The following is a 22,472-nucleotide window of genomic DNA, read 5'->3' as shown; positions in this document are numbered from 1 at the left end:
TAAAGCTGAATAGACTGGCATTCTAAGATTCTCTTTGTTATAATAATGAAATGGAGGATGGTGAAGAACGATGGATACACTTTTTGATAATGTAGATTATAATGCTGATCAGATACAGGTGCTTAAAGGTCTGGAAGCTGTTCGTAAAAGGCCTGGGATGTATATTGGTAGTACAGGTATTAGAGGATTACATCACCTTGTCTGGGAAGTAGTAGATAACAGTATAGATGAATTTTTGGCCGGAAATGGTGATCGAATTAAGGTCACTATTCACGAAGGTGAAGAAATTACGGTAGAAGATTTTGGTCGCGGAATACCTGCTGATATTCACAAAGATACAGGTCTGCCAGCGGTTCAGGTAGTTTTAACGACCCTGCATGCGGGTGGTAAATTTAATAATAATAGTTATAAGGTCTCTGGGGGGCTGCACGGAGTTGGGGTTTCAGTAGTTAATGCTCTCTCTTCAGAACTAACAATTACAACTCACTGGAAGGGGAATAAATATCAGCAGCACTATAAAAAAGGAATTCCTGTTGATAAGTTAAAAAAGATAGGGAGTACTGACCGCAGTGGTACAGTAATCCGCTTTAAGCCAGATCCAGAAATTTTTACGGCTACAGAATTTAAGTATGAAAATTTAGCTCATCGTCTGCAGGAATCAGCTTATTTAAATAAGGATTTAACTCTTATTTTGAGAGATGAACGGGGCGAAAAAATTGAAGAAGAAGAGTTTCAGTATGATGGTGGTATCAAGGCTTTTGTTGAATTTTTAAATAAAGATCGGAATGTAATTAATCAGGATATTATTTATTTTGAATCAAAACCTGATGATTATGAGGTGGAGATTGCCATTCAATATAATGACGGTTATAATGAGCGAATTTTTTCCTATGCTAATAATATAAATACGGTAGATGGAGGTTATCATCTGACCGGTTTTAAAACTGCTCTAACCAGAGCTATCAACAACTTTGCTAAAAATAATAATCAGCTGCCGGCAAAGATTTCTTCTTTAAATGGTAAGGATGTCAGAGAAGGAATTACAGCGATAATTAATGTTAAATTACCTGAGCCGCAGTTTGAAGGACAGACTAAGTCTAAACTAGGAAATAGTGAAATCCGCAGTATAGTAGAAAGTGAGGTCTATGAGTATTTAAGCTTATACTTTGATACAAATCCGGATCTGGCAAAAAAGGTAATTGATAAGGCTGTTCAGGCTGTCAGAGCTCGCAAGGCTTCCAAAAAGGCAAGAGAGCTGACAAAAAGAAAAACTGCTCTTTCATCTAATTCACTGCCCGGTAAACTTGCTGACTGCAGCAGTAAAAAGGCCGAAAAAAGTGAGCTTTTCATTGTTGAGGGTGATTCTGCCGGTGGTTCGGCTAAACAGGGAAGAGAGCGCAAATTTCAGGCCATCCTGCCGCTTAAAGGAAAGATCCTGAATGTCGAAAGAGCCAGACTTGACAAAATTTTAAATAATAATGAGGTTGCTTCAATCATTACTGCTTTAGGAGCTGGAATTGGGGAAGATTTTAATCTTAAAAAACTCCGCTACCACAAAATTATTATTATGACTGATGCTGATGTGGATGGGGCTCACATTGCCACCCTGATTTTAACACTTTTTTATCGTTATATGCCCGAACTAATTGACAATGGACATATTTATCTGGCTAAGCCACCTTTATATAAGGTCACAAAGTGGGGGAAAAGTCATTATTTATACAGTGATCAGGAATTAAAAGAGTTTAGATCTGAGAATGAAGGCAGCAGTTTCTCTCTGCAGAGATATAAGGGACTGGGAGAAATGAATCCGGAACAGCTCTGGGATACAACAATGGATCCAGAAAATAGAGTTCTGCAGAAAGTTGAAATTGATGATGAAATTGAAGCTGATGATATTTTTACCCGTTTAATGGGTTCAAATGCTTCTTTAAGAAAAGAATTTATTTTTGAAAATGCAGAACTGGCTCAGACTATTGATGTTTAAGGCTGTTTACAATTTAATTGTTATTTAGGGCGGTGATTTTTTGTCAGTTAACAAAAAATATGTCAGCAGATATCTAAAAATATTTTTAGCTTTTTTAATAGGTTTTATTGTAGGACTAATTGCTCTACTTTATAATAATCTTTTAGATTTTTTCACTTTTTCCCTAATTGATATCGGGATGGAGCTGACAATTTATAACCGCCTAACCTTTTTATTCTTACCGGCAATTGGGGGACTTATCGTTGGTTTTATAATAAAATATGGAAGTATGACTGCTAAAGGACATGGAATTCCTGCTATTTTGTCTTCAATTGAGAGCAAAGAACGTCATTTAACTTATCGTGACCTTTTGACAGAAGGTTTTGCTTCTGCAATTACTATTTCCAGCGGAGGTTCAGGAGGTAGAATAGGGCCAATTGTAGAAATTGGAGCCGGAATTGGGGATTTAATTGCTTATAAACTTAATTTAAAGCTTTTTGATTATCAGACCTTTTTAGGTTGTGGTGCTGCTGCAGGAATTGCAGGCTTATTTCACGCACCTTTAGCTGGAATTATGTTTGTAAGTGAAATATTATTTAATAAGGTTGAAAAAAATCGTCTGCTGCTGGTTGCGATCAGTGCTATTTCTGCTGATATGGTTGTTCGCTGGAGTGGGAGAGAACTTTTTCTGGCAAATTTAAATCTGGGGCAGGTGGGAAGTGCATATAACTTTCTGACAGCGGCAGTAATCGGGATTTTTGCAGCTTTTTTTGCTGTAGCCTTTGTCCATACTCTGCGTAAACTATCTAATTTATTTGATAATTTAAAAATAAATATTGTTTTAAAACCTGCTTTAGGTGGCTTGCTGCTGGGAATGATTGCTTTTCAACTACCGGAAATTATGGGGTCAGGAAATAGAATAATTGCTTCTTTATTTAACCAGTCAGAATTTAATCTTGGTTTTTTATTTCTGCTTTTAGTATTTAAAATTATTGCAACTTCAGTAACTCTGGGTTCAGGTGGTTCAGGTGGAATATTTTCTCCATCACTATTTATCGGCAGTCTGACCGGAATTATTATTGGTACTTTATTTAATCAATTTTTTCCTTTTTTAAGCGGTTCAGCTTCTTTATATGCCTTAATTGGAATGGCAGCAGTAATTAGTGCAGTTATCAGAGCACCTTTAACAGCTACCTTTATTATTCTGGAGTTTACTCACAATTACAGTTTGACTATACCCCTGTTAATAGCTTCTCTGATCGCTGAGCGGGCAGCAAGCATGAGTGGTTTGAAGTCTGCTTATTCACCGGATTATTTTGAACGTCTGTAAATAGTAAAAACTTGACATTAAAGCTATTTTTGTTTTATAATTAGTTAGGTAAATAAATACTATAATTAGGAAGGAGCGACTCAATATGCAGAAGTATCAATGCACAGTTTGTATGTACATTTATGATCCAGAAGAAGGAGATCCTGTAGGTGGAATCGAGCCAGGTACATCTTTTGAAGATCTTCCAGATGACTGGACATGTCCTGAATGTGGTGTAGGTAAAGATATGTTTGAACCATATGATGGCTAATATTACTTATATTTAAATATTTTTAAAAAAGCTGGGGCTTTAACCCCAGTTTTTATTTTACTTTCAAAATTAATTATAGTATAATTACTTCGAATAAGAAATACGATGCAGGGAAATAAGGGCGGGGTAAAAATGAATTTAAAGAAAAAAAATTTAACACCAGCTCAGTATCTGGTGAGCGGCTATTTTGTAATTATTATGATTGGATCACTACTTTTAATGCTGCCGGTTGCAACAACTGATGGTCAGGGACTGGGAGCAGTTGATGCAGTTTTTACAGCAACTTCAGCTACCTGTGTAACTGGTTTGATTGTAGTAAATACAAAGGAAGCTTTTACAATTTTTGGTTCAACTGTAATCATGTTTTTAATCCAGATTGGTGGACTCGGGATTATGTCAATGTCTACTTTATTTGCCTTTATTGTTGGTAAAAAAATTAGTCTTAAGGAAAGATTAATAATTCAGGAAGACTTAAATCAGTATCAAATTTCCGGGATGGTTAGACTGGTTCAGTATCTTTTAGGTTTTACTTTTGCTATTGAAGGAACAGCGGCTGCAATTTTATTTTTACGTTTAAGTCAGGATTATCCTTTCTGGAGAGCTGTTTACCTTTCTATTTTCCACGCGATTTCGGCCTTTAACAATGCAGGATTTGATCTTTTTGGCAGCAGTTTAGAGAATTTTACAGGTGATATTACTATTAACCTTGTTATTATGGCCTTAATTATTTTAGGTGGTATTGGTTTTGGAGTTATGATGGAGGCCTATAACCGGGTTAAATTTAAAAAGACAACTTTACAGACTAAGATTGTAATAGTGATGACTCTAGCTTTATTAGTTTTTGGATTTATAACCTTTTTTATTTTAGAATATAATAACACGCTCAAGGGACTGCCTCTACTGGATAAAACACTGGGAGCAATGTTTCTTTCCGTTACTCCACGAACAGCAGGTTTTAACACAGTTCCGACAGGTGCCTTAAAACAATCTTCATTATTTTTAATTATTGTCTTAATGTTTATTGGTGCTTCCCCGGGTTCAACCGGTGGTGGGATTAAAACAACTACTTTTGGTGTTATACTGGTAACAATGAAAAATATGATTACCGGTAAGGAAGATATGGAGATATATAACCGCAGATTTGAAAAACAAATTGTTTACAAAGCTTTTACTATTACAATGCTTGCGGCGGGGCTGGTTATTCTGGTTACAACATTATTATTGATTATAGAAGATTTTTCCTTTATAGATACCTTATTCGAAACTGTTTCTGCTTTTGGTACTGTTGGTTTATCGACCGGTATTACAGGTCAGCTGTCTAAAATAAGCAGAGTTTTAATTACAATTACTATGTTTGCTGGACGAGTTGGACCTTTAACTCTGGCAGTAGCAATAGGAGAAAAACAGCGAAAGGGAACTTATCATTATCCAACCGAAAAGGTAATGGTGGGCTAATTGGAATGCAGTTTTATTGACAGGAGGACAAATAAATGAAACAATTTGTTGTGATTGGTTTAGGCCGTTTTTGTTCCAGTGTTGCTACAACTCTGGCTGATAATGGTTATGATGTTTTAGCTATAGATAAAGATGAAGAAAGAGTGCAGTCAATTTCAACTCAGGTAACTCATGCAGTAGAAGCTGATGCTACTGATGAAGAAGCTTTAAAAACTCTGGGAGTTAGAAATTTTGATGTTGCAGTTGTCAGTATTGGAGATAATGTTTCTGCCAATATTTTATGTACCTTAATCTTAAAAGAACTGGGAGTTCCTTATGTAATTGTTAAGGCTCCAGATACTTTACATGGAAAAGTTTTAAGCAAAGTAGGCGCAGATAGAGTTGTTTATCCAGAAAGAGATATGGGAGCAAGAATAGCTCATAATTTGATTTCTTCTAATGTACTCGACTATATAGAATTTGCACCGGATTATGGTGTTATAGAGATTATTGCTACAGATAAAATGGTAGGAAAAACTTTAAAAGAATTGGAATTTAGATCAAAGTTTAATGTAAATGTAATGGCAATTAAGCGGGGAGAAAATTTAAATATTTCTCCTGGAGCTGGTGATAAGATACTTCAGGGTGATCGTCTGGTTGTAATGGGTAAAAATGAAAGTTTAGATCAGTTAAAGAATTTTGATGAAAAGTAATAGTTTTAATTAACTACAGGAGTGAAATAATGAGTGAAAATAAATTTTATAATATAATAACCTATGGCTGTCAGATGAATGAACATGATTCAGAAAGACTGGCCGGGATGCTGGAGGAAATGGGTTATCAGCAGACCGACGATTTGGGCAGTGCAGATATAATTTTATTAAATACCTGTGTTATTAGAGAAAATGCAGAATTGAAAGTATTTGGTAAATTGGGTGAACTTAAAAGATATAAAAGAGAAAACCCCGACTTAATTATCGGAATTGGCGGCTGTATGATGCAGCAGGATGAGCCTGTTGATGAAGTATATAAAAAATACCGCCATGTAGACTTAATTTTTGGGACTCATAATATTCATCATTTACCTAATTTGATAAGAAAAATTGAAGAGACAAGAGATAGAGTTGTTGAAGTCTGGGATGAGGAAGAAGGTTTAATCCCTGATTTGCCTTCACAGAGAGAATCAGAACATTCAGCCTGGATCTCAATTATTCAGGGCTGTGATAATTTCTGCACTTACTGTATAGTCCCTTATGTTAGAGGCCGAGAGCGCAGCCGACCTGTTAAATCTATTGTGGATGAGGCAGCAAGGCTGGCTGCAGATGGAGTTAAGGAAATTACTCTTTTAGGTCAGAATGTTAATTCTTATGGAAATGATCTGGAAAAGGAAATTACTTTTCCCAAATTACTGGAAGAATTAAATAAGGTAGAAAAACTTAAGAGAATTCGTTTTATGACTTCTCATCCAAGAGATCTTTCTGATGATTTATTAGCTAAAATTAAAAAGCTGAATAAGGTGGCCAATCATATTCACCTACCTGTTCAATCAGGAAGTAATAAGGTACTTAAAGAAATGAACCGCGGCTATACACGTGAATATTATATAGATCGAGTAAAAAAAATACAGCAGGAAATTCCAGGAGCCGCTGTTTCAACAGATTTTATAGTCGGTTTTCCAGGAGAAAGCGAAGAAGATTTCGAAAAAACAATTGAATTGGTCAAAGAATTAAAGTTTGATATGGCCTATACTTTCATCTATTCTCCCCGGAGTGGGACACCTGCTGCCCGCAGAGATGATCAGATAGATGAAGATATTAAAAAAGATCGTTTAAATCGCTTAATGGAGTTACAAAATAAAATTAGTTATGATCAAAACCAGAAGTTAATTGGGAGCACCCAGGAAATATTAGTTACAGGTCCCAGCAGTAATGATCCAGAAGTATTTGAAGGTCGTACATCCACCAATAAGATCTGTTTTATCGATAAAAGAGAGGATCTGGTTGGGGAAGTAGTTAAAGTCAGGATTGAGGATGCTAAAAGCTGGACTCTGGAAGGAACAGTAATTGAATAATTATATTTAGGTACCAGGTACAAATCAGACGATTTGTACCTGGTACAGAAAAAATGATTCACAAAGTAAACCTGAAGGATAATTTAATAGATCTTTCAGGTTTTACCTTATTTATTATAAATTTTGGTTTGGAGGGATTAATTTGGCAGAGTTAACACCGATGATGCAGCAGTATCATGATTTAAAAAACAAATATCAGGATTCTATTCTTTTTTTCCGACTGGGAGATTTTTACGAAATGTTTGGTGAGGATGCTAAAAGAGCTGCTAAAATCCTGGACATTGCCTTAACCTCACGTAATAAGGGTGGAGGCGAAAAAATACCGATGGCAGGAGTTCCCTATCATTCAGCCGCCTCCTATATTGAAAAATTGATCAAAAATGGAATCAAGGTCGCAATCTGTGAACAGCTGGAAGATCCGTCAGAGAGCAGTGGAATTGTGGAAAGAGATGTGATCAGGGTTGTAACCCCTGGAACTGTTATCGAAAATGAAATTCTGGCTGAAAACGAAAATAATTATCTGGCTGCTGCTTTTCAATTTGGAGATTATTATGGTTTCTCTTATACAGATATTTCAACGGGGGAGTTTTATTTAACCGAATTTCCAGCTTCAGATCAGGATAAATTAAAAGATGAGATCAACCGAATTTCTCCTCAGGAAATATTATTAGATCAAAAAACTGCGAAAACTGAGTTAATTGATCAACTGCAGAATGTTTATAATTTCACTTTAAATATTCTGGAGGATAAAAAATATGAACGTCTATATCAGGGGCTGCTGGATCACTTTAAGCTTAAGTCACTGGAGGGTTTTGGCTGTGAAGAAATGAAAGCAGCAGTTTACGCAGCCGGTCAAGTGCTCTCCTATTTAGGAGATACTCAAAAAAGAACAGTTAATCAGATTACAGTTCTGAAATCATATCATTTAGAAGATTATATGGTTTTAGATTCAGCCAGCCGCAGAAATTTGGAGTTAACTTCAACGATAAGAGATAATCAGCGTTCAGGTTCTCTGCTTTCAATAGTAGACCAGACTGTAACCTCTATGGGTGGTAGAGAAATTAAAAAATGGATTAATCAGCCTTTAATTCAAAAAGAGGAAATAGTTAAGAGACACGAGGCTCTAGCTGAGATTATTGATAATTATATGATTTTAGAAAAGCTGAGATCTGAACTTACTGAAATTTATGATTTAGAGAGAATCATGAGCAAAATAACTTATCAATCAGCCAATGGACGGGATATGATAGCTTTAAGAAATTCTCTGGCTAAACTGCCAGCTGTCAAAGAATTAATGTCTGAACTGGAAAGTGATTTACTGCTTGAAATGCAGCAAAAATTCGATCTTTTAGAAGATATTCATGCTCTGATTGATGATTCAATTAAGGAAGAGCCTCCTACTACAATAACTGAAGGCAGTATTATTAAAGATGGATATAATACAAAATTAGACGACTTAAGAGACTTAGTTAGCAGTGGTAAGGACTGGATAACTTCTCTTCAGAAAGAAGAAAGAGAAAAAACCGGAATTAATACTTTAAAAGTTGGTTTTAATAAAGTTTTTGGTTATTATCTTGAGGTTACAAATTCACATACTGATAAGGTCCCAGATCGTTACGAAAGAAAACAGACATTAAGCAACAGTGAGCGTTATATTATTCCAGAGTTAAAGGAAAAAGAATCGGAAGTTCTGGGAGCCGAAGAAAAAATAAATGATTTAGAATATAATTTGTTTGTAGAAATAAGAAAAAAAATAGCAGAAGAAGTAGAAAGAATTAATCAGACAGCAGCTATTATTGCCAGACTAGATGTTTTATTATCGTTTTCTTATTTAGCTCTGGAAAATAATTATTGTCGACCGGAAATTAATAAGGGAGCAGAAATTAAGATTAAAAATGGACGCCATCCTGTAGTAGAGAAAATGTTTGCTGATCAGTTTGTGCCAAATGACTGCTATTTAAATCAGAGTGATCAGCGTTTTATTATAATTACCGGTCCCAATATGTCCGGAAAATCAACTTATATGAGACAGGTTGCTCTAATTGTACTAATGGCCCAGGTGGGTTCCTATGTGCCGGCAGAAGAAGCGGTTATCGGTCTGACAGATAGAATTTTTACTAGAGTTGGAGCCAGTGATGATTTGACAACCGGCCAGAGTACTTTTATGGTAGAAATGAATGAGGTTGCCAATATAGTTAACAACAGTACCGAAAAAAGTTTAATTATCTTAGATGAGGTAGGAAGAGGTACCAGCACCTATGATGGTGTCTCTATTGCCTGGTCTGTCAGTGAGTATCTGAACAACCCAGAGCGTATTGGTGCCAGAACTTTATTCGCAACACACTATCACGAACTAACACGGCTGGAAGATGAGTACCAGGGTATTAAAAATTATAATGTACTGGTTAAAGAAGATAATGATGGGGTACACTTTTTACACCGTATTGTTGAAGGTAGATCCAGTGATAGTTATGGAATAGAGGTTGCCCGCCTGGCGGGGCTGCCGGAGGAAATCATTATCAGCGCCCAAAAAATATTGCAGCGTCTGGAAGACAACAATAAAATGCCGGTTCGTAAATTAGAAAAAACTGTGACTGATGACAAACATCAGCAGCTGCCTTTATTTAATTCCGAAAGAAGTCCAATCTTAAAGAAATTAGATGAACAGGATATTCTGGAGATGACGCCAATGGATGCTATGAACTTTTTATATAAATTAAAAAAGGATTTAAAAGAAGAGGAGAATTAAAATGGGTGTTATAAAACAGCTTCCTCAGAGTGTAGCAAATCAGATTTCAGCAGGTGAGGTTATAGAAAGACCTGCTTCCATAGTCAAGGAATTGATTGAAAACTCTATTGATGCCGGAGCAAAAAATATTGAAATTAAAATTGAAGATGGTGGGAGGGAACTGATTAAGGTTAAAGATGATGGACACGGTATCCAGGTCGATGATATAGAATCAGCATTTAACCGCTATGCTACCAGTAAGATTGAAAATATAGATGATCTTTACTCTCTATATAGCCTCGGTTTTCGGGGTGAAGCCTTAGCCAGTATTGCTTCTGTAGCTGAAATAGAGATGATCAGCCGGCATCGGGACAGTGATCAGGCTGTAAAAATTAAGATCAAGGGTGGAGAAATTGTAGATAAAAAACCTGTTGGTTCAACAGTAGGTACAGAAATTATTGTGCGAGACCTATTTTACAATACTCCAGCTCGATATAAATATCTCAAAACAACAACAACTGAGTTTTCGCATATCAGTAAAATTGTAAGTGCTGAAGCAACAGCTAACAGTGATTTAAGTTTTAAACTCTATCATGATGGAAGACAGATTTTATCTACTCCCGGCAATGGTAAACTGAAAGATACTATTTATGCTGTTTACGGCAGCGAAATTGCCGAAAATTTAATTCCTATCGATATTGAAGATCGTTATATTAAACTTAGTGGTTATCTCTGTCGCCCGGAGTTAACTCGTTCCAGCAGAAGTCATGAGCTCTTTTTTGTTAATGGCAGACCTATTTACAATAATTTAACAGCAAAAGCTGTAGAAACTGCCTACAATAAGTTAATTAATCCAGGCAGAAAACCAATTGTTTTTTTATTTATTAAAGTTAATCCAATTTTAGTTGATGTTAACGTCCATCCTGCCAAACGTGAGGTAAAATTCAGCCGCAGTCAGATTATTTTTGATGTAATTAATAAAGCAGTCCGGAGAACCTTAAAACAAAATGATCCCACCACTAGGATTAAATTAAAACAGTCACCCGGTTTAAATGAAGCTGATAAAGATTCTGAAGAAAATATAGAAAGAGATCAACTTTTTACAGATGGAAAAGATAAGAATCAAAAAAGTAATCAATCTGATACCAGGAATGAGAATATAAGTGATTCTGATCAAAGTATTTCACAGAGCAGCTATAGTTCGAAGAACAGAAATAAATACAGGCGCTCAGATTCTAACAATTACAGCAAAGAAGATTATCAAAAAAATATAAATTATGGTAGTGAGAGCAGTCAGCAGCAGGAAAATGTTGCTGAACAGAAAAAAAGTTTTAATCAGCAAATAACAGAAACTGAAAATCAGGAATATTCTTTAGCTGAGGTAGAGGCAGAAGAAAGCTATTTTAAGTTTCTGGGACAAATTTTTAATAGTTACTTATTAATCGAAACTGATCTGGGTTTAAAAATTGTTGATCAGCACAATGCACAGGAGAGAATTTTATACGAAAAATTTTATGCTGAATTCAATAAAAAAGATAAAGCTTCTCAGTCACTTCTTCTGCCAGTTAAAATTGAATTATCAGCAGAAGAAAGAGAAATTGTAAGACAGTATGAAGCTGAAATCAGAGAAATTGGAATTGACTTTAGTGATTTTGGTAATAATACAATTTTAATTCAGGAAGTTCCTGTTTTACTGAAAAATAAACCAACAAGAAATATTATAGAAGAACTAATAGCAGAACTTGCAGAGGCGGGTAAGGCAAAATCTGCAGCCGAAATTCAGAAAACAATGCTTGAGTACTTAGCCTGCAGATCTTCAATAAAGGCGGGACAGCCGCTGACAAAAAAGGAAAGTATTCAGCTGGTTATGGATCTATACAGAACAGAAAATCCATATCGCTGTCCCCACAGCAGGCCAATTATGATTAATATTAGCCGCGAAGAAATCGAAAAAGGACTTGGTAGATAATGAGAGATTTAATCGTTTTAACAGGACCCACTGCAGTTGGGAAAACAGAATTATCACTTGAACTGGCTCAAAAAATTGAAGCTGAGATAATTTCAGCTGATTCCATGCAGATTTATCAGCACATGGATATTGGCACAGCCAAAGCCACTAAAGCTGAAAGAGAGCTGGTTGAACATTATTTAATTGATTTTTTAACTCCAGAAGCAGAATATTCTGTCTCCCGGTTTCAGGATGACTGTGATCAGACAATAGCAGAAATTAAAACAAGAAACAAAACACCGATGTTAGTCGGAGGTACACATCTTTACTTAAAAGCTGTTCTGGAAGGGTTTATGCTGCCTGAGATCAATCCGGATTATAAGCTGCGTCAAAAATTAGAGAAGCTGGCTGAAGCTCAGGGTACAGAAAGAGTACATGATATTTTAGCAAAAAAAGATGAAGTAACAGCCGAAAAACTGCATCCCAATGATTTACGGAGAGTCATCAGGGCAATAGAAATTTATGAACAGACGGGAAAAACTAAAAGTTATTATAAAATGAAACAACAGCAGCAGCCTCCTCGCTATACTGCTTATAAATTTGCCTTAATTAGAAGCAGGGAAAATCTATATCAGAGAATCAACAAAAGAGTCGATTTAATGATGGGAAACGGGCTATTAGATGAGGTTAAATTTCTTTTAAACAACTTTGATAATTTAAGTGACACCGCACAGCAGGCTCTGGGTTATAAGGAGTTGATTTCTTATCTTAAAGGAGAAATTAGTCTTGAAGAAGCTGTTTATGAAATCAAAAAACGGAGCAGACACTTTGCTAAAAGACAGCTTACCTGGTTGAGAAAAGAAAATAATTTAATAGTATTTAATATCGAAGAGGAAGATAAAAATGATATATTGAAGAAGATGGTAGAATTAATTAAAGGAGAAAAAGATTATGAAGAGGAATACAAAAAACGAAAAGAAATTGATTTCTAATGGAAAAGAATTTGAACGGTTATTAAAAGAAAAAGATTCCCTTTTTATTCTTTTTTCTAATGATGGCTGTGGTTACTGTCAGCTTGCAGAAAAAAATATAAATCAGGTGCTAGATTCTTTTCCTCAGTTAGAATTGTATCAATTAAAATTGACTGCTGCTCCAGAAATTTTTGAGCGTTATGGAATTAATTCTGTACCTGTCTTTAAAGTTTTTAAAAAAGGAGAGTCAGTTTATACGGGTTTTGGAGTTCGTTCACCCAATGATATATATTACCAGTTAAAGTCTTATTTTGGTAGTGGTAACTCATATTTCAAGGAAATAGCGGATAATAATTAATTTATAAGATAATATTTTTTTATCTATGCAGGAATTTTAATAATAATATTGAAATTATAATATATAAGAGCTTTAAAAATATAAAAGGGGGCTGCAGAGATGAGTAATAATAATATTAATTATCAGGATCATATTTTAAAAAATGTTCACGAAAAGGACATTGAGGTTATTGTTTACTTTGTCAATGGTTATCAGTTAAAGGGTAGAATTAAAGCCTATGATAACTTTACAGTTATTTTGAGAAGTGATGAAAGAGATCAGATGATTTATAAACACGCTATTTCTACTATTGCTCCAGTCGAAAAAACAAGTGGTCTTCTTTATTTAGACGAAGAATAAGCCCATGTTTAATGATTGATTAATAATCTAATAGGTAAAGGATGTTGAGCTATTATTGAAGAAAAAGATTTTAATTTTAATAATCATAATATTTATAATCATAGCATTTTCTATTAATACAGCTGCTAATTCTAACTATCCCTGGGAGGAATTGATTAATACTACCCGGAAACAGCTGGATCATAATAAGAACGATATTGTCTTAAATTATACTATGGCAGTAGCCTATGCTAATACTGGAGAAATAAAAAAAGCATATGATATTATAGATGTTTTTGGCAGCAGTGTTAGCCGGGAAGATTTTAATGCTGCTGTTTCTCCATATTTAGCAGAATGGGAAAATTATAGAGATCATGATAATTTATTACTTTTAAATTACGCTGCTTTTAGAGAGGTAATCAATAAAAATTATAAAGAATCAGTAGCATTATTTGAATATATTTTTGAAATTGATTCGAATAATTTATGGGCCTTAAATCATGCTGCAGCAGCTTTAGTAGAATTTGGTGAATATGAAAAGGCTCTGGACTATGCAAATCAGGCACTTTCCATTCAGGAAAATGAATATTCTCATTTAATTAAAGGATATTCCTATTATGAAAATGGAAACTATTTTAGAGCCGCAGTAGAAGCTGCAAGCGCCAGAAATTTATTTAAGGCTCTGGCGAGTGAAGAATATCAGGATTTTGCAGAATGATTTTATAGAATAATTTATGCAGGAGGAATAAGATGTTATTTGACCAGCAGGGAAACTTTAAAATTCAGCAGTTATTTTCTTATCCCAATAATGATTATCAAAATTTAAAAGAAGAGGCCTTAAAATGTCACCGCTGTCAGCTGCGCGAAGGTGCTAAAGGAGTTGTGATGGGAGAAGGAAATATAAATAATAATATAATGCTAATCGGTGAAGGTCCAGGAGCAAATGAGGATCGTTTAGGGCGCCCTTTTGTTGGCCGTGCTGGTAAATTGATGGATAAAATTTTAGCTGCTGTAAATTTAAAAAGGGAAGATCTCTATATAACTAATGTAATCAAATGCCGACCTCCGGGAAATAGAGTTCCTCATCAAAATGAATTTGAAGCCTGTGTTTCAATTCTTAGAGCAGAAATAGAACTTGTTCAGCCCAAAGTAATTGTTACCCTGGGTTCAACAGCTACAGAGTTTTTAATCGACCCCGAAGAATCAATAACCAGGGTAAGAGGAAAGTGGTTTCAAAGAGGAGACATTTATTTTTTACCAACCTTTCATCCTGCTTATCTACTCAGAAATGAAAATATGAAAAAACACAGCTGGCATGATTTTAAATTAATAAAAAAAGCCGCTGATCGGATAAATGAATTATCCAATAGCGGAGAATTATAAGTCAAATTATAATTTTTACATAAACTTTTAAAAAACACATTTAATATATTATTATAATACTCTAACCTTACTAACTAAGCATTAACTTGCTTAGTTTTTTATTATTAAACAAAATTTAATCAAATTTTCTAAAAAGACCTGTAACTCTGCCCAGAATTTTTACATCCTTAGAAATAATTGGCTCATAGGCCGAATTTTCAGGCTGCAGTCTAATATGATCTTCTTCTTTAAAAAAGCGCTTAACTGTAGCTTCATCATCAAGCAGAGCAATAACAATCTCATTGTTTTCAGCATAACTCTGTTTTTCAGCAATTACAAAATCACCATCGTGAATACCCGCTTCAATCATACTATCCCCACTAACTTTAAGCATAAAAAGATCATTATTTCCTACCTTTAAGTAGCTCAAAGGTAAGGGGAAATAATCCTCCACATTTTCTTCAGCCAGAATAGGAGCACCTGCAGTAACCTTTCCAACTACCGGAATATTAATCATTTCCTTATCATTTTTAGGTTCCTGATTATTGTTATAAATAACTTCGATTGCCCTTGGTTTAGCAGGATCTCTGCGTAAATAATTCAATTTTTCTAAAGTTTTTAAGTGACTGTGAACAGAAGCAGGAGACTTAAGGCCAACCGCCTTTCCGATTTCTCTCACAGAAGGTGGATATCCTTTGGCTTTGATTTCATCTATAATAAATTGCAAGATACTTTGCTGTCGTTTAGATAGTTCTTCCATAATTGTTTCCTCCATTCATTTTTCTTTTATTATAACATATATATAATAAATAGACAAACAATCGTTCAAATAATCCTTGACATTGAACATATGTATTGCTATAATATAAATAACAAACAATTGTTTAGTACAGGTGTTTTTAATTATAGGCATTATATTATATCAGGAGGGATTATTTATGAACGGTTTAAATACTTATACTTTAAATTATCAGGGAGCTAAGTCAGAAAAAAATAGAGAAAAGTCAATTTTAATAAAGATTTTGACAGCAGTAATCGGAATAATATTGCTGAGTATTTTATTTATTTCATTTTTTTCTCTAATTGGATCGGGAGAAAATAGCAGCAATTTTGTCAAACATGAAATAGAAAGTGGCGAATCTCTCTGGTCGATAGCTGCTCATTATTATAATTCAAATAATGTTGATCTAAGAAAAATAATATATGATATCAAGAAAATAAATAATATAGATTCTGCTGTAATTACTCCTGGAAGTAAATTGATAATTCCCTTAAACTAATACTAATATTTAAACTATAAAATATAATCTTTGTTAAATTAATAATATAAAGAGAATTTGGACTAAATAAAATGATTGTAACGCAGAGGAACTAGCTGTTTACAATCATTTTTTTATTATATTTTATTACTCTCATTAACTATAATAAATAAAGGACTGATCAATGATGAAAAAAACTATTATTTACACCAGAGTTAGCACCCAGAAAGAAAGTCAGAGTACAAGTTTAAAACGACAGAAAGAAGAACTCTTAAGCTATGCGGTGGAAAATGAATTAAAAGTGATTAAAACTGTTGAAGAAAAAGAAAGCGGCTTTGATGAAAGCAGACCAGGAATTATAGAAGTTCTAGATTTGATTAAAAAAAGAAGGGCTGATGTTTTATTAGTTCAGGACAGCAGCCGCCTGGGTCGTGGGAATGCAAAGATGGCATTAATCCATCAGGTAGAAAAAATGGAAGCTGAAATACATACTTTAGCAGACAAAGGTGCAATTGCTTTAAATGATCTAGAAAAAATGATCTTAGAAATCTTATCTGTAGTGGAAAACTATCAACAGGAATTGAGAAATCAGAATATAAGCAGGGCCATGAAAAATAAAATTGCCGAAGGTAAATTTAATCCGGCTGATAACTTAAAGAATATTGATCAGGGGGGAAGGGATCGCAAGGAAGTTCCTCTAAAGGAAATTATTCGCTTAAGAAAACTAGATTTAACTTTTAAAGATATAGCAGCTACCCTGCGAGGGCTGGGCTATGATGTTTCTAAGTCAACAGTTCACAGGCGCTACCAGGAATATAAGAAGAATAATGAAGTAGTAATTTAGCTCTTAGGTACCAGGTACAAAAAATCTTTTTTGTACCTGGTACTGGTACCTAAGTATTATATTTGTAAAATATTTAACTTTTATTCTTGATTAAAATGCTATACTTAGTAATGAGGGATAATAAAAATTTAAAGTAGTAATTAAGACAATACTTTTTAATGAGGTGATATAAGATGAATAAGAATTTAAATCCAAATAAGATCGCCGTCATTGGTGCTGGTGGAGTTGGTGCTACCACAGCTTATGCTCTGATGGTCCAGGGAGTAGGTTCAGAGATAGTATTGATAGATGTGAATAAAGAAAAGGCCGAAGGAGAGGCAATGGACTTAAGGCATGGAGCTTCTTTTGTTAATCCGGTGGATATTTATGCAGGTGATTACAAAGATTTAGCTGATGCTAAGTTAATTGTGATTACTGCTGGAGCTGCCCAGAAACCTGGAGAATCAAGACTTGATTTAGTAAAGAAAAATACTGGAATTTTTAAGAATATAATTTCTTCTATAACTGAATATAACCAGGAAGGTATTCTGCTTGTAGTAACTAATCCGGTGGATATTTTGACATATTTAAGCTACAAGATATCAGGTTTTCCGGCCAATCGAGTTATCGGATCTGGAACAGTACTTGACAGTTCTCGCTTTAGATCATTATTAAGCAAAAACTGTAATATAGCAGCAAGTAATGTTCACGGTTATATTATTGGTGAACATGGTGATAGTGAGGTACCAGTCTGGAGTTTAACCAATATTGCAGGGACAAAAATAGAAAATTACTGTCCAATCTGCAATAAAGGCTGCACAGAACACGATTTAGAAGAAATAAGTGATCAGGTTAAAAATGCGGCTTATGAAATAATTGATAAAAAAGGTGCTACATTTTATGCGGTGGCACTGGGAGTGTCCAGAATTGCAAGAGCTATCCTGAGAGATGAAAATGCTGTCTTAACAGTTTCCTCATTAATGGAGGGATATTACGGAATTGAAAATATGAGTTTGAGTCTGCCGACAATAATTAATTCCAAGGGAATAGAGAGAGTTTTAGAATTACCTCTTTCTGAAAAAGAAGAAAAGGCTTTTAAAGATTCAGCTCAGCATTTAAAAGAAAATATTAAAGAACTGGATATCTAAAAATAATATGGTACCGGGTACTTGAGAAATTTTTCCAGGTGGCCGGTACTATAATTTTTATTTTTAAAATCCCAAAAACTTAAGTAAACTTAGGATGTGAGATAAAAAACAAAGTTAATAGTATAATTGTAAAACTTCGTAAAATAATAATTTTACGAAGTTTTTACTTAAAAAAAGAAATTTCCGCTAAAATGGACTAAAATCAGCAATTTTTATTCTTTATGACCACTTTTTCTAAAGCCTCATAAATTAAAAAGCTGATCAAATCCCCATCCGAGCGAAAACTTTTTGCTTCTAGAGCCTCTGCATTATTTTACAACTAATTAATCTATCTAACTAAATTAAAAAATCTTTAAAATATCACTTTACTCTTCTTTATAAACTGCAACTACTTCTCCATAATAAAATGTGTGCATATCCTGGTTAGGATAATTTTTTTCTGAAACATCTTCATCTAAATTCTTCAGCAGCATATCCTGCTGATATTTAATCTTGCAGATAAAGTGTAAATCATTCCCCTTAATAACCGGCACATCACATTCCTTAACTTCTACCAGTTCCAAATTTAATTCATCAATTTTATTATAATCTCTACCGGATTTAGTTCCACAAAACTGCAGCTCTTTTTTTAACTGATCATTTAAGGGTACACTGACAGTAAAATATTCACTGTTTTCTATTAACTGATGTGTATGACGTGATTTTCTGACTGGTACCATTAGAATATCCTGATTCCAGATAAAACCAGTAGTTCCCCAACCCATTGTCATTGTATTTACCTCTTGTCCATCTTTTGTTGTTAAAAATACTCCCTGGGGCAGAACTTCCTTATAATCATTTAATACCTGATCAAAAGCAATTTTTTTCATTTATCTTCACCTCTATTTTAGTTTTTAGAACTTCAGATCCCGCAAACTATAATAATCCAGTTAATCATAAATAAGTTAAAATTACTGACTGTAAAAAAGCTGAATATAACTTTAGAGAAATATTCAGCCTTGTTTAATAAATATTATATTAAATTCTATAATTATTTCAATTTACCATTTTCATGTAATTCTTTAATTTGAGCCACATCCTTATCTCCACGACCGGAAAGATTAATTATGACTATCTGATCTTCATCTAAGTCAGCAGCTACTTTCATTCCCCCGGCAATAGCATGAGCACTTTCTAGTGCCGGAATAATTCCTTCTTTTTCTGATAATAGGTGGAAGGCATCCAGAGCTTCTTGATCAGAAGCAGTTGTATATTTAGCTCTTCCAGAATCTTTGAGATAACTATGTTCTGGACCTACTCCTGGATAATCTAAACCAGCAGCTATTGAATGAGTATGAGAAATCACATCTCCATCTTCATATAAGACATAACTTTTAAATCCGTGCAGCTCTCCGGGTTTACCGTAAGTTAATGGAGCAGCATTCTGACCTGGTTTATCTCCTGTACCACCAGGCTCAATACCCAGAATATTTACTTCCTCATCATCTACAAAAGGAGCAAATAAACCAATTGCATTACTACCTCCACCAACACAGGCTACTATATAATCAGGTAATTTACTTTCTTTTTCTAAAATTTGTGATCTTGCTTCTCTACCAATGACAGACTGAAATTCTTTTACCATTGTTGGATAAGGATCCGGTCCAACGGCGGAACCCAGCATATAAAAAGTATCATCAGCATGTTGTACAAAGTCTTTTAAAGCCTCATCAACAGCATCTTTTAATGTTCCATCACCAGCAGTTACAGGCTTAACTTCTGCACCTAAAAGTTCCATTCTAAATACATTTAAAGCCTGCCTTTTAGTATCAACCTCACCCATATAGATTATACAGTCCATATCAAATAAGGCACAGGCGGTTGCTGTTGCAACACCATGCTGGCCAGCTCCTGTTTCGGCAATAATTCTTTTTTTACCCATTTTGCGGGCAAGTAAAGCCTGACCAATACAGTTATTGATTTTATGAGCACCAGTATGGTTTAAATCTTCTCGTTTCAAATATATTTTTGCTCCTCCAGCTTCTTCAGTTAAACTTTTGGCAAAATATAAAGGACTGGGTTTCCCTACATAATCTTTAAATAAATATGCAAGTTCTTCTTTAAATTCGGGATTGTCTTTTATTTCATAAAAAGCCTGTTTTAATTCCTCTAAAACATCTGCTAATTCTGGGGGGACAATACTGCCACCAAAATCACCAAAAAACCCGTCACTATTCTCTTCTCTACTCTTCTTTTTCATTCTCTCAGCCTCCATCTCAAATTTTTTGAATTTAATAAAAGTTTAGCAGAAATTTTGTCAGCTGTCAACTTACGATATTTAATTGAAATTTAAAAAACTAATAACTTAATTTCTTCAACTGATAAATTTTGATCCCAGATCATAAGCTGGTCCATACTACCTGTAAAAAAGTCACCGGAAGCTGGATTTCCGCCCAGTTTAATGAAATCTTTACCTTTTCCAGGCTTAATATTATTAGTTGAGATTACTCGAAAGTTTTTATTCTGATCAATTAAATATAGGGAAACTTCACTTCTTTCAGCATTCCAGCTACCAGCTGTAAATATCCATTTGTTTTTCGGAATATTTAAAGCACCATATACTTTTTGATTTTTACCTGCAAAAACAGATAAAAAATTCCACCCTTTTTTCTCATTAATTATAATTGACCTATCATAACCACCATCATTATGGGAGATAATAGTGCTTTTGCCATCCACAGATTCTACTTTAAGCCAGAGAGCAATTGTAAGTTGAGGCATTATTTCTGGATTGATATTAACTGGTAAAGTTATGGAATCATTTTTTCCAGTAAACGATAATGCCTTTCCGATTTTCCCAAATCTATCTCTGGTGCTGCGCTCCTTATTTATTTGCTCACCATGCAGCTTATTTGGTCCTTGATCAATTGTATTTCCGTCCAGGGGATAATAGGCGTAAATTTCCTGCATTAACTTTTCTTTTTGAGCTGAAACAGCAAACGAAAAACTAATAATAAATATCAATAAAAATAGAATTAATAATTTATTTTGAAGCATCTTAACCACAACCCCTTTTTACACTAAAATTTCTAATAATTTTTAAAATCAAACTGAAAATTATATTTAGCTGGAGTTAAACTAATCCTGTTAAGACTATTATATCTAAATTAATTTAAATTATCCACTTTTAGCAGCCACTCTTTTACTTCCTGGCTTGCTGATCCTTCTTTAAAAAATAAATCGGATAGATCTGAGTGATGTTTGTTATCGTAAATCTTTAGTTTTGTTTCTGCCTGAGTTCTTGTCTTAATTTCTTCTATAAAATCAATAGAATGTGCTTTAGGAACCAGAGGATCTTTTGCACCATGGAGACAAAATATGGAGGTCTTAAAGTCTGGTCGTATATAATTAGTAGGATTTGCTTGTTTTCTTTTATGAGATGTCGGAACAAAATCAGATAAATATTTCTTGGCTCTGATAGTTCGGCAGGGACGAGAAAGATCGAGCGGCCCACTAATAGATAAGAAAGCACTAAGCCGATCTTTATTAATTTTATACTTTTTTTGTAAACTTTTATTTAAAAGTAATAAAGATCCCAGATGAGCACCAGCTGATTGACCGGCGATAATTATATTTTGACTAAGATTTGACTTTTCTAAAATATCAAAAGTCTTTTTTAGAGCCTTAAAAACATCAATCTGCTGATCTGGAAATTGAGAGTCAGGTGCTAACCTATAAGTCGGCATAACTGTAATAAAACCAAGTTTAGTAAAGTAATCTGCCACAAATTTAAAAAATTCCGGACTACCTTTGTTCCAGCCACCTCCATGAATAAAGAAAACAATATTATTACGTTTGCTTTCCGATTGAGAATTATACCAGAGCAAATATTGTTTTTTATCTTCTCCGTATTTATATTTTTTTGCCTGCAGAATATCAGCAAGTTTTCGGTTTTTGATTTTAGCTTTTAAAATTGATAAGAATGTCGTTAAATAGTCCTGGATCTGCCAGAGAAGCATAATTGCACCGCCTTCTTATTTTTAAATTTTCTTTTAACTATATTTTGTTCAGTATTATTTATGGCGATAGACAGTAATTTTTAACAATCCATTTTCATAACTGTATTCAGCTCGATCTATCATCATTCCTACCAGTGTTAATTCCTGATAATTATCACTTTCACCAGCTAATTCCCAGTAGTAATCTTCTACTTCACTCTGGCGTGGTGTATATAAACCCTTTAAAGTTTCAAGTTGATCTGGGGTTATATCTTTAAGTTTTGACTTAATTGTTATTTCTATTCCTTCATTTTTTTCTTTAAAACTAACATCAAATTCGTCCCCGCCAGCTTTAAATACAAAAGCTGCTAATTCACCAATTAGTTTTATTGATTTAAGATCATTTTTCATTTTTAACCTCCCTGAAAGCAGAACGTTACGTCAAATCTAATAGTTTTTTTAAAAATATTAATAGTTATCATGGTTGTCAGGTTAGAAATCTGCATTAAATGCAGGAATCCCTCCCCCT

Annotated in this window: 22 protein-coding genes; 16 read left to right on the top strand and 6 right to left on the bottom strand. The window is 34.1% G+C overall.

Going from position 1 to position 22,472, the window contains the following annotated elements:
- Positions 1 to 70: 70 nt before the first annotated feature.
- The 13 genes from gyrB (at position 71) to DFR79_RS13035 (ending at position 14,757) form a co-directional block, all read left to right on the top strand.
- Positions 71 to 1,987: a DNA topoisomerase (ATP-hydrolyzing) subunit B gene (gene gyrB, locus DFR79_RS13095; RefSeq protein ID WP_133515928.1), complete on the top strand. Its 1,917-nt coding sequence runs from the start codon at positions 71 to 73 to the stop codon at positions 1,985 to 1,987.
- A gap of 40 nt (positions 1,988 to 2,027) precedes the next feature.
- Positions 2,028 to 3,296: a chloride channel protein gene (locus tag DFR79_RS13090; protein ID WP_133515927.1), complete on the top strand. Its 1,269-nt coding sequence runs from the start codon at positions 2,028 to 2,030 to the stop codon at positions 3,294 to 3,296.
- 85 nt (positions 3,297 to 3,381) lie between these two features.
- A complete protein-coding gene (gene rd, locus DFR79_RS13085) occupies positions 3,382 to 3,546 on the top strand; it encodes a rubredoxin (RefSeq protein WP_005488503.1) in 165 nt (54 codons plus the stop codon).
- Positions 3,547 to 3,678: 132 nt separating this feature from the next.
- Complete coding sequence (locus DFR79_RS13080; protein WP_133515926.1) at positions 3,679 to 5,001, top strand: TrkH family potassium uptake protein; 1,323 nt, start codon at positions 3,679 to 3,681, stop codon at positions 4,999 to 5,001.
- A gap of 35 nt (positions 5,002 to 5,036) precedes the next feature.
- Positions 5,037 to 5,693 (top strand): potassium channel family protein, encoded by a 657-nt coding sequence (locus DFR79_RS13075; protein ID WP_133515925.1) that lies wholly within the window; start codon positions 5,037 to 5,039, stop codon positions 5,691 to 5,693.
- A gap of 29 nt (positions 5,694 to 5,722) precedes the next feature.
- Positions 5,723 to 7,051: a tRNA (N6-isopentenyl adenosine(37)-C2)-methylthiotransferase MiaB gene (gene miaB, locus DFR79_RS13070; protein ID WP_133515924.1), complete on the top strand. Its 1,329-nt coding sequence runs from the start codon at positions 5,723 to 5,725 to the stop codon at positions 7,049 to 7,051.
- Positions 7,052 to 7,193: 142 nt separating this feature from the next.
- Entirely contained in the window at positions 7,194 to 9,800 is a 2,607-nt protein-coding gene (mutS, locus tag DFR79_RS13065; RefSeq protein ID WP_133515923.1) for a DNA mismatch repair protein MutS, read from the top strand.
- Position 9,801: 1 nt separating this feature from the next.
- Positions 9,802 to 11,748, top strand: a complete 1,947-nt coding sequence (gene mutL / locus DFR79_RS13060) for a DNA mismatch repair endonuclease MutL (RefSeq protein WP_133515922.1) — start codon at positions 9,802 to 9,804, stop codon at positions 11,746 to 11,748.
- Positions 11,748 to 12,719, top strand: coding sequence for a tRNA (adenosine(37)-N6)-dimethylallyltransferase MiaA (gene miaA, locus DFR79_RS13055; RefSeq protein WP_133515921.1), 972 nt, complete (start codon positions 11,748 to 11,750; stop codon positions 12,717 to 12,719). The genes mutL and miaA overlap by 1 nt, the downstream gene beginning before the upstream one ends.
- Positions 12,679 to 13,056, top strand: a complete 378-nt coding sequence (locus DFR79_RS13050; RefSeq protein ID WP_133515920.1) for a thioredoxin family protein — start codon at positions 12,679 to 12,681, stop codon at positions 13,054 to 13,056. Before miaA ends, DFR79_RS13050 begins: the two co-directional genes overlap by 41 nt.
- Before the next feature lie 99 nt (positions 13,057 to 13,155).
- Positions 13,156 to 13,395, top strand: coding sequence for an RNA chaperone Hfq (gene hfq / locus DFR79_RS13045; RefSeq protein WP_133515919.1), 240 nt, complete (start codon positions 13,156 to 13,158; stop codon positions 13,393 to 13,395).
- Between the two features lie 55 nt (positions 13,396 to 13,450).
- Positions 13,451 to 14,092 (top strand): tetratricopeptide repeat protein, encoded by a 642-nt coding sequence (locus tag DFR79_RS13040; protein ID WP_133515918.1) that lies wholly within the window; start codon positions 13,451 to 13,453, stop codon positions 14,090 to 14,092.
- Positions 14,093 to 14,124: 32 nt separating this feature from the next.
- The gene (locus DFR79_RS13035; protein ID WP_133515917.1) at positions 14,125 to 14,757 is read left to right on the top strand and encodes a uracil-DNA glycosylase; all 633 of its coding nucleotides are present in this window, start codon (positions 14,125 to 14,127) and stop codon (positions 14,755 to 14,757) included.
- A 115-nt stretch (positions 14,758 to 14,872) separates the two neighbouring features.
- Here the strand turns inward: DFR79_RS13035 and lexA are convergent, their stop codons facing one another.
- Positions 14,873 to 15,496, bottom strand: a complete 624-nt coding sequence (lexA, locus tag DFR79_RS13030; RefSeq protein WP_133515916.1) for a transcriptional repressor LexA — start codon at positions 15,494 to 15,496, stop codon at positions 14,873 to 14,875.
- A 178-nt stretch (positions 15,497 to 15,674) separates the two neighbouring features.
- Here lexA and yneA point away from each other — a divergent pair, with 178 nt between their 5' ends.
- The 3 genes from yneA to DFR79_RS13015 all read left to right on the top strand — a co-directional run bounded on the left by yneA (position 15,675) and on the right by DFR79_RS13015 (position 17,966).
- On the top strand, positions 15,675 to 16,016 hold the full coding sequence (gene yneA / locus DFR79_RS13025; RefSeq protein ID WP_133515915.1) for a cell division suppressor protein YneA: 342 nt from the start codon (positions 15,675 to 15,677) through the stop codon (positions 16,014 to 16,016).
- Between the two features lie 166 nt (positions 16,017 to 16,182).
- A complete protein-coding gene (locus DFR79_RS13020; RefSeq protein ID WP_133515914.1) occupies positions 16,183 to 16,839 on the top strand; it encodes a YneB family resolvase-like protein in 657 nt (218 codons plus the stop codon).
- 173 nt (positions 16,840 to 17,012) lie between these two features.
- Positions 17,013 to 17,966: an L-lactate dehydrogenase gene (locus tag DFR79_RS13015; RefSeq protein WP_133515913.1), complete on the top strand. Its 954-nt coding sequence runs from the start codon at positions 17,013 to 17,015 to the stop codon at positions 17,964 to 17,966.
- A 365-nt stretch (positions 17,967 to 18,331) separates the two neighbouring features.
- Here the strand turns inward: DFR79_RS13015 and DFR79_RS13010 are convergent, their stop codons facing one another.
- The 5 genes from DFR79_RS13010 to DFR79_RS12990 all read right to left on the bottom strand — a co-directional run bounded on the left by DFR79_RS13010 (position 18,332) and on the right by DFR79_RS12990 (position 22,354).
- A complete protein-coding gene (locus tag DFR79_RS13010) occupies positions 18,332 to 18,835 on the bottom strand; it encodes a flavin reductase family protein (RefSeq protein ID WP_133515912.1) in 504 nt (167 codons plus the stop codon).
- A gap of 161 nt (positions 18,836 to 18,996) precedes the next feature.
- Entirely contained in the window at positions 18,997 to 20,205 is a 1,209-nt protein-coding gene (gene trpB, locus DFR79_RS13005) for a tryptophan synthase subunit beta (protein WP_133515911.1), read from the bottom strand.
- 89 nt (positions 20,206 to 20,294) lie between these two features.
- Positions 20,295 to 21,002, bottom strand: a complete 708-nt coding sequence (locus tag DFR79_RS13000) for a LamG domain-containing protein (RefSeq protein ID WP_133515910.1) — start codon at positions 21,000 to 21,002, stop codon at positions 20,295 to 20,297.
- Positions 21,003 to 21,112: 110 nt separating this feature from the next.
- The gene (locus DFR79_RS12995; protein WP_133515909.1) at positions 21,113 to 21,964 is read right to left on the bottom strand and encodes an alpha/beta hydrolase; all 852 of its coding nucleotides are present in this window, start codon (positions 21,962 to 21,964) and stop codon (positions 21,113 to 21,115) included.
- A gap of 54 nt (positions 21,965 to 22,018) precedes the next feature.
- Positions 22,019 to 22,354: a hypothetical protein gene (locus tag DFR79_RS12990; protein ID WP_133515908.1), complete on the bottom strand. Its 336-nt coding sequence runs from the start codon at positions 22,352 to 22,354 to the stop codon at positions 22,019 to 22,021.
- Between the last annotated feature and the right edge of the window lie 118 nt (positions 22,355 to 22,472).

Origin of the sequence: Halanaerobium saccharolyticum (assembly GCF_004362045.1) — a bacterium.
In the GTDB taxonomy this organism is placed as follows: Bacteria; Bacillota; Halanaerobiia; order Halanaerobiales; family Halanaerobiaceae; genus Halanaerobium; species Halanaerobium saccharolyticum_C.
The sequence above is the reverse complement of the archived record's forward strand: the minus strand, read 5'-3'. Positions and strand labels throughout refer to the sequence as shown.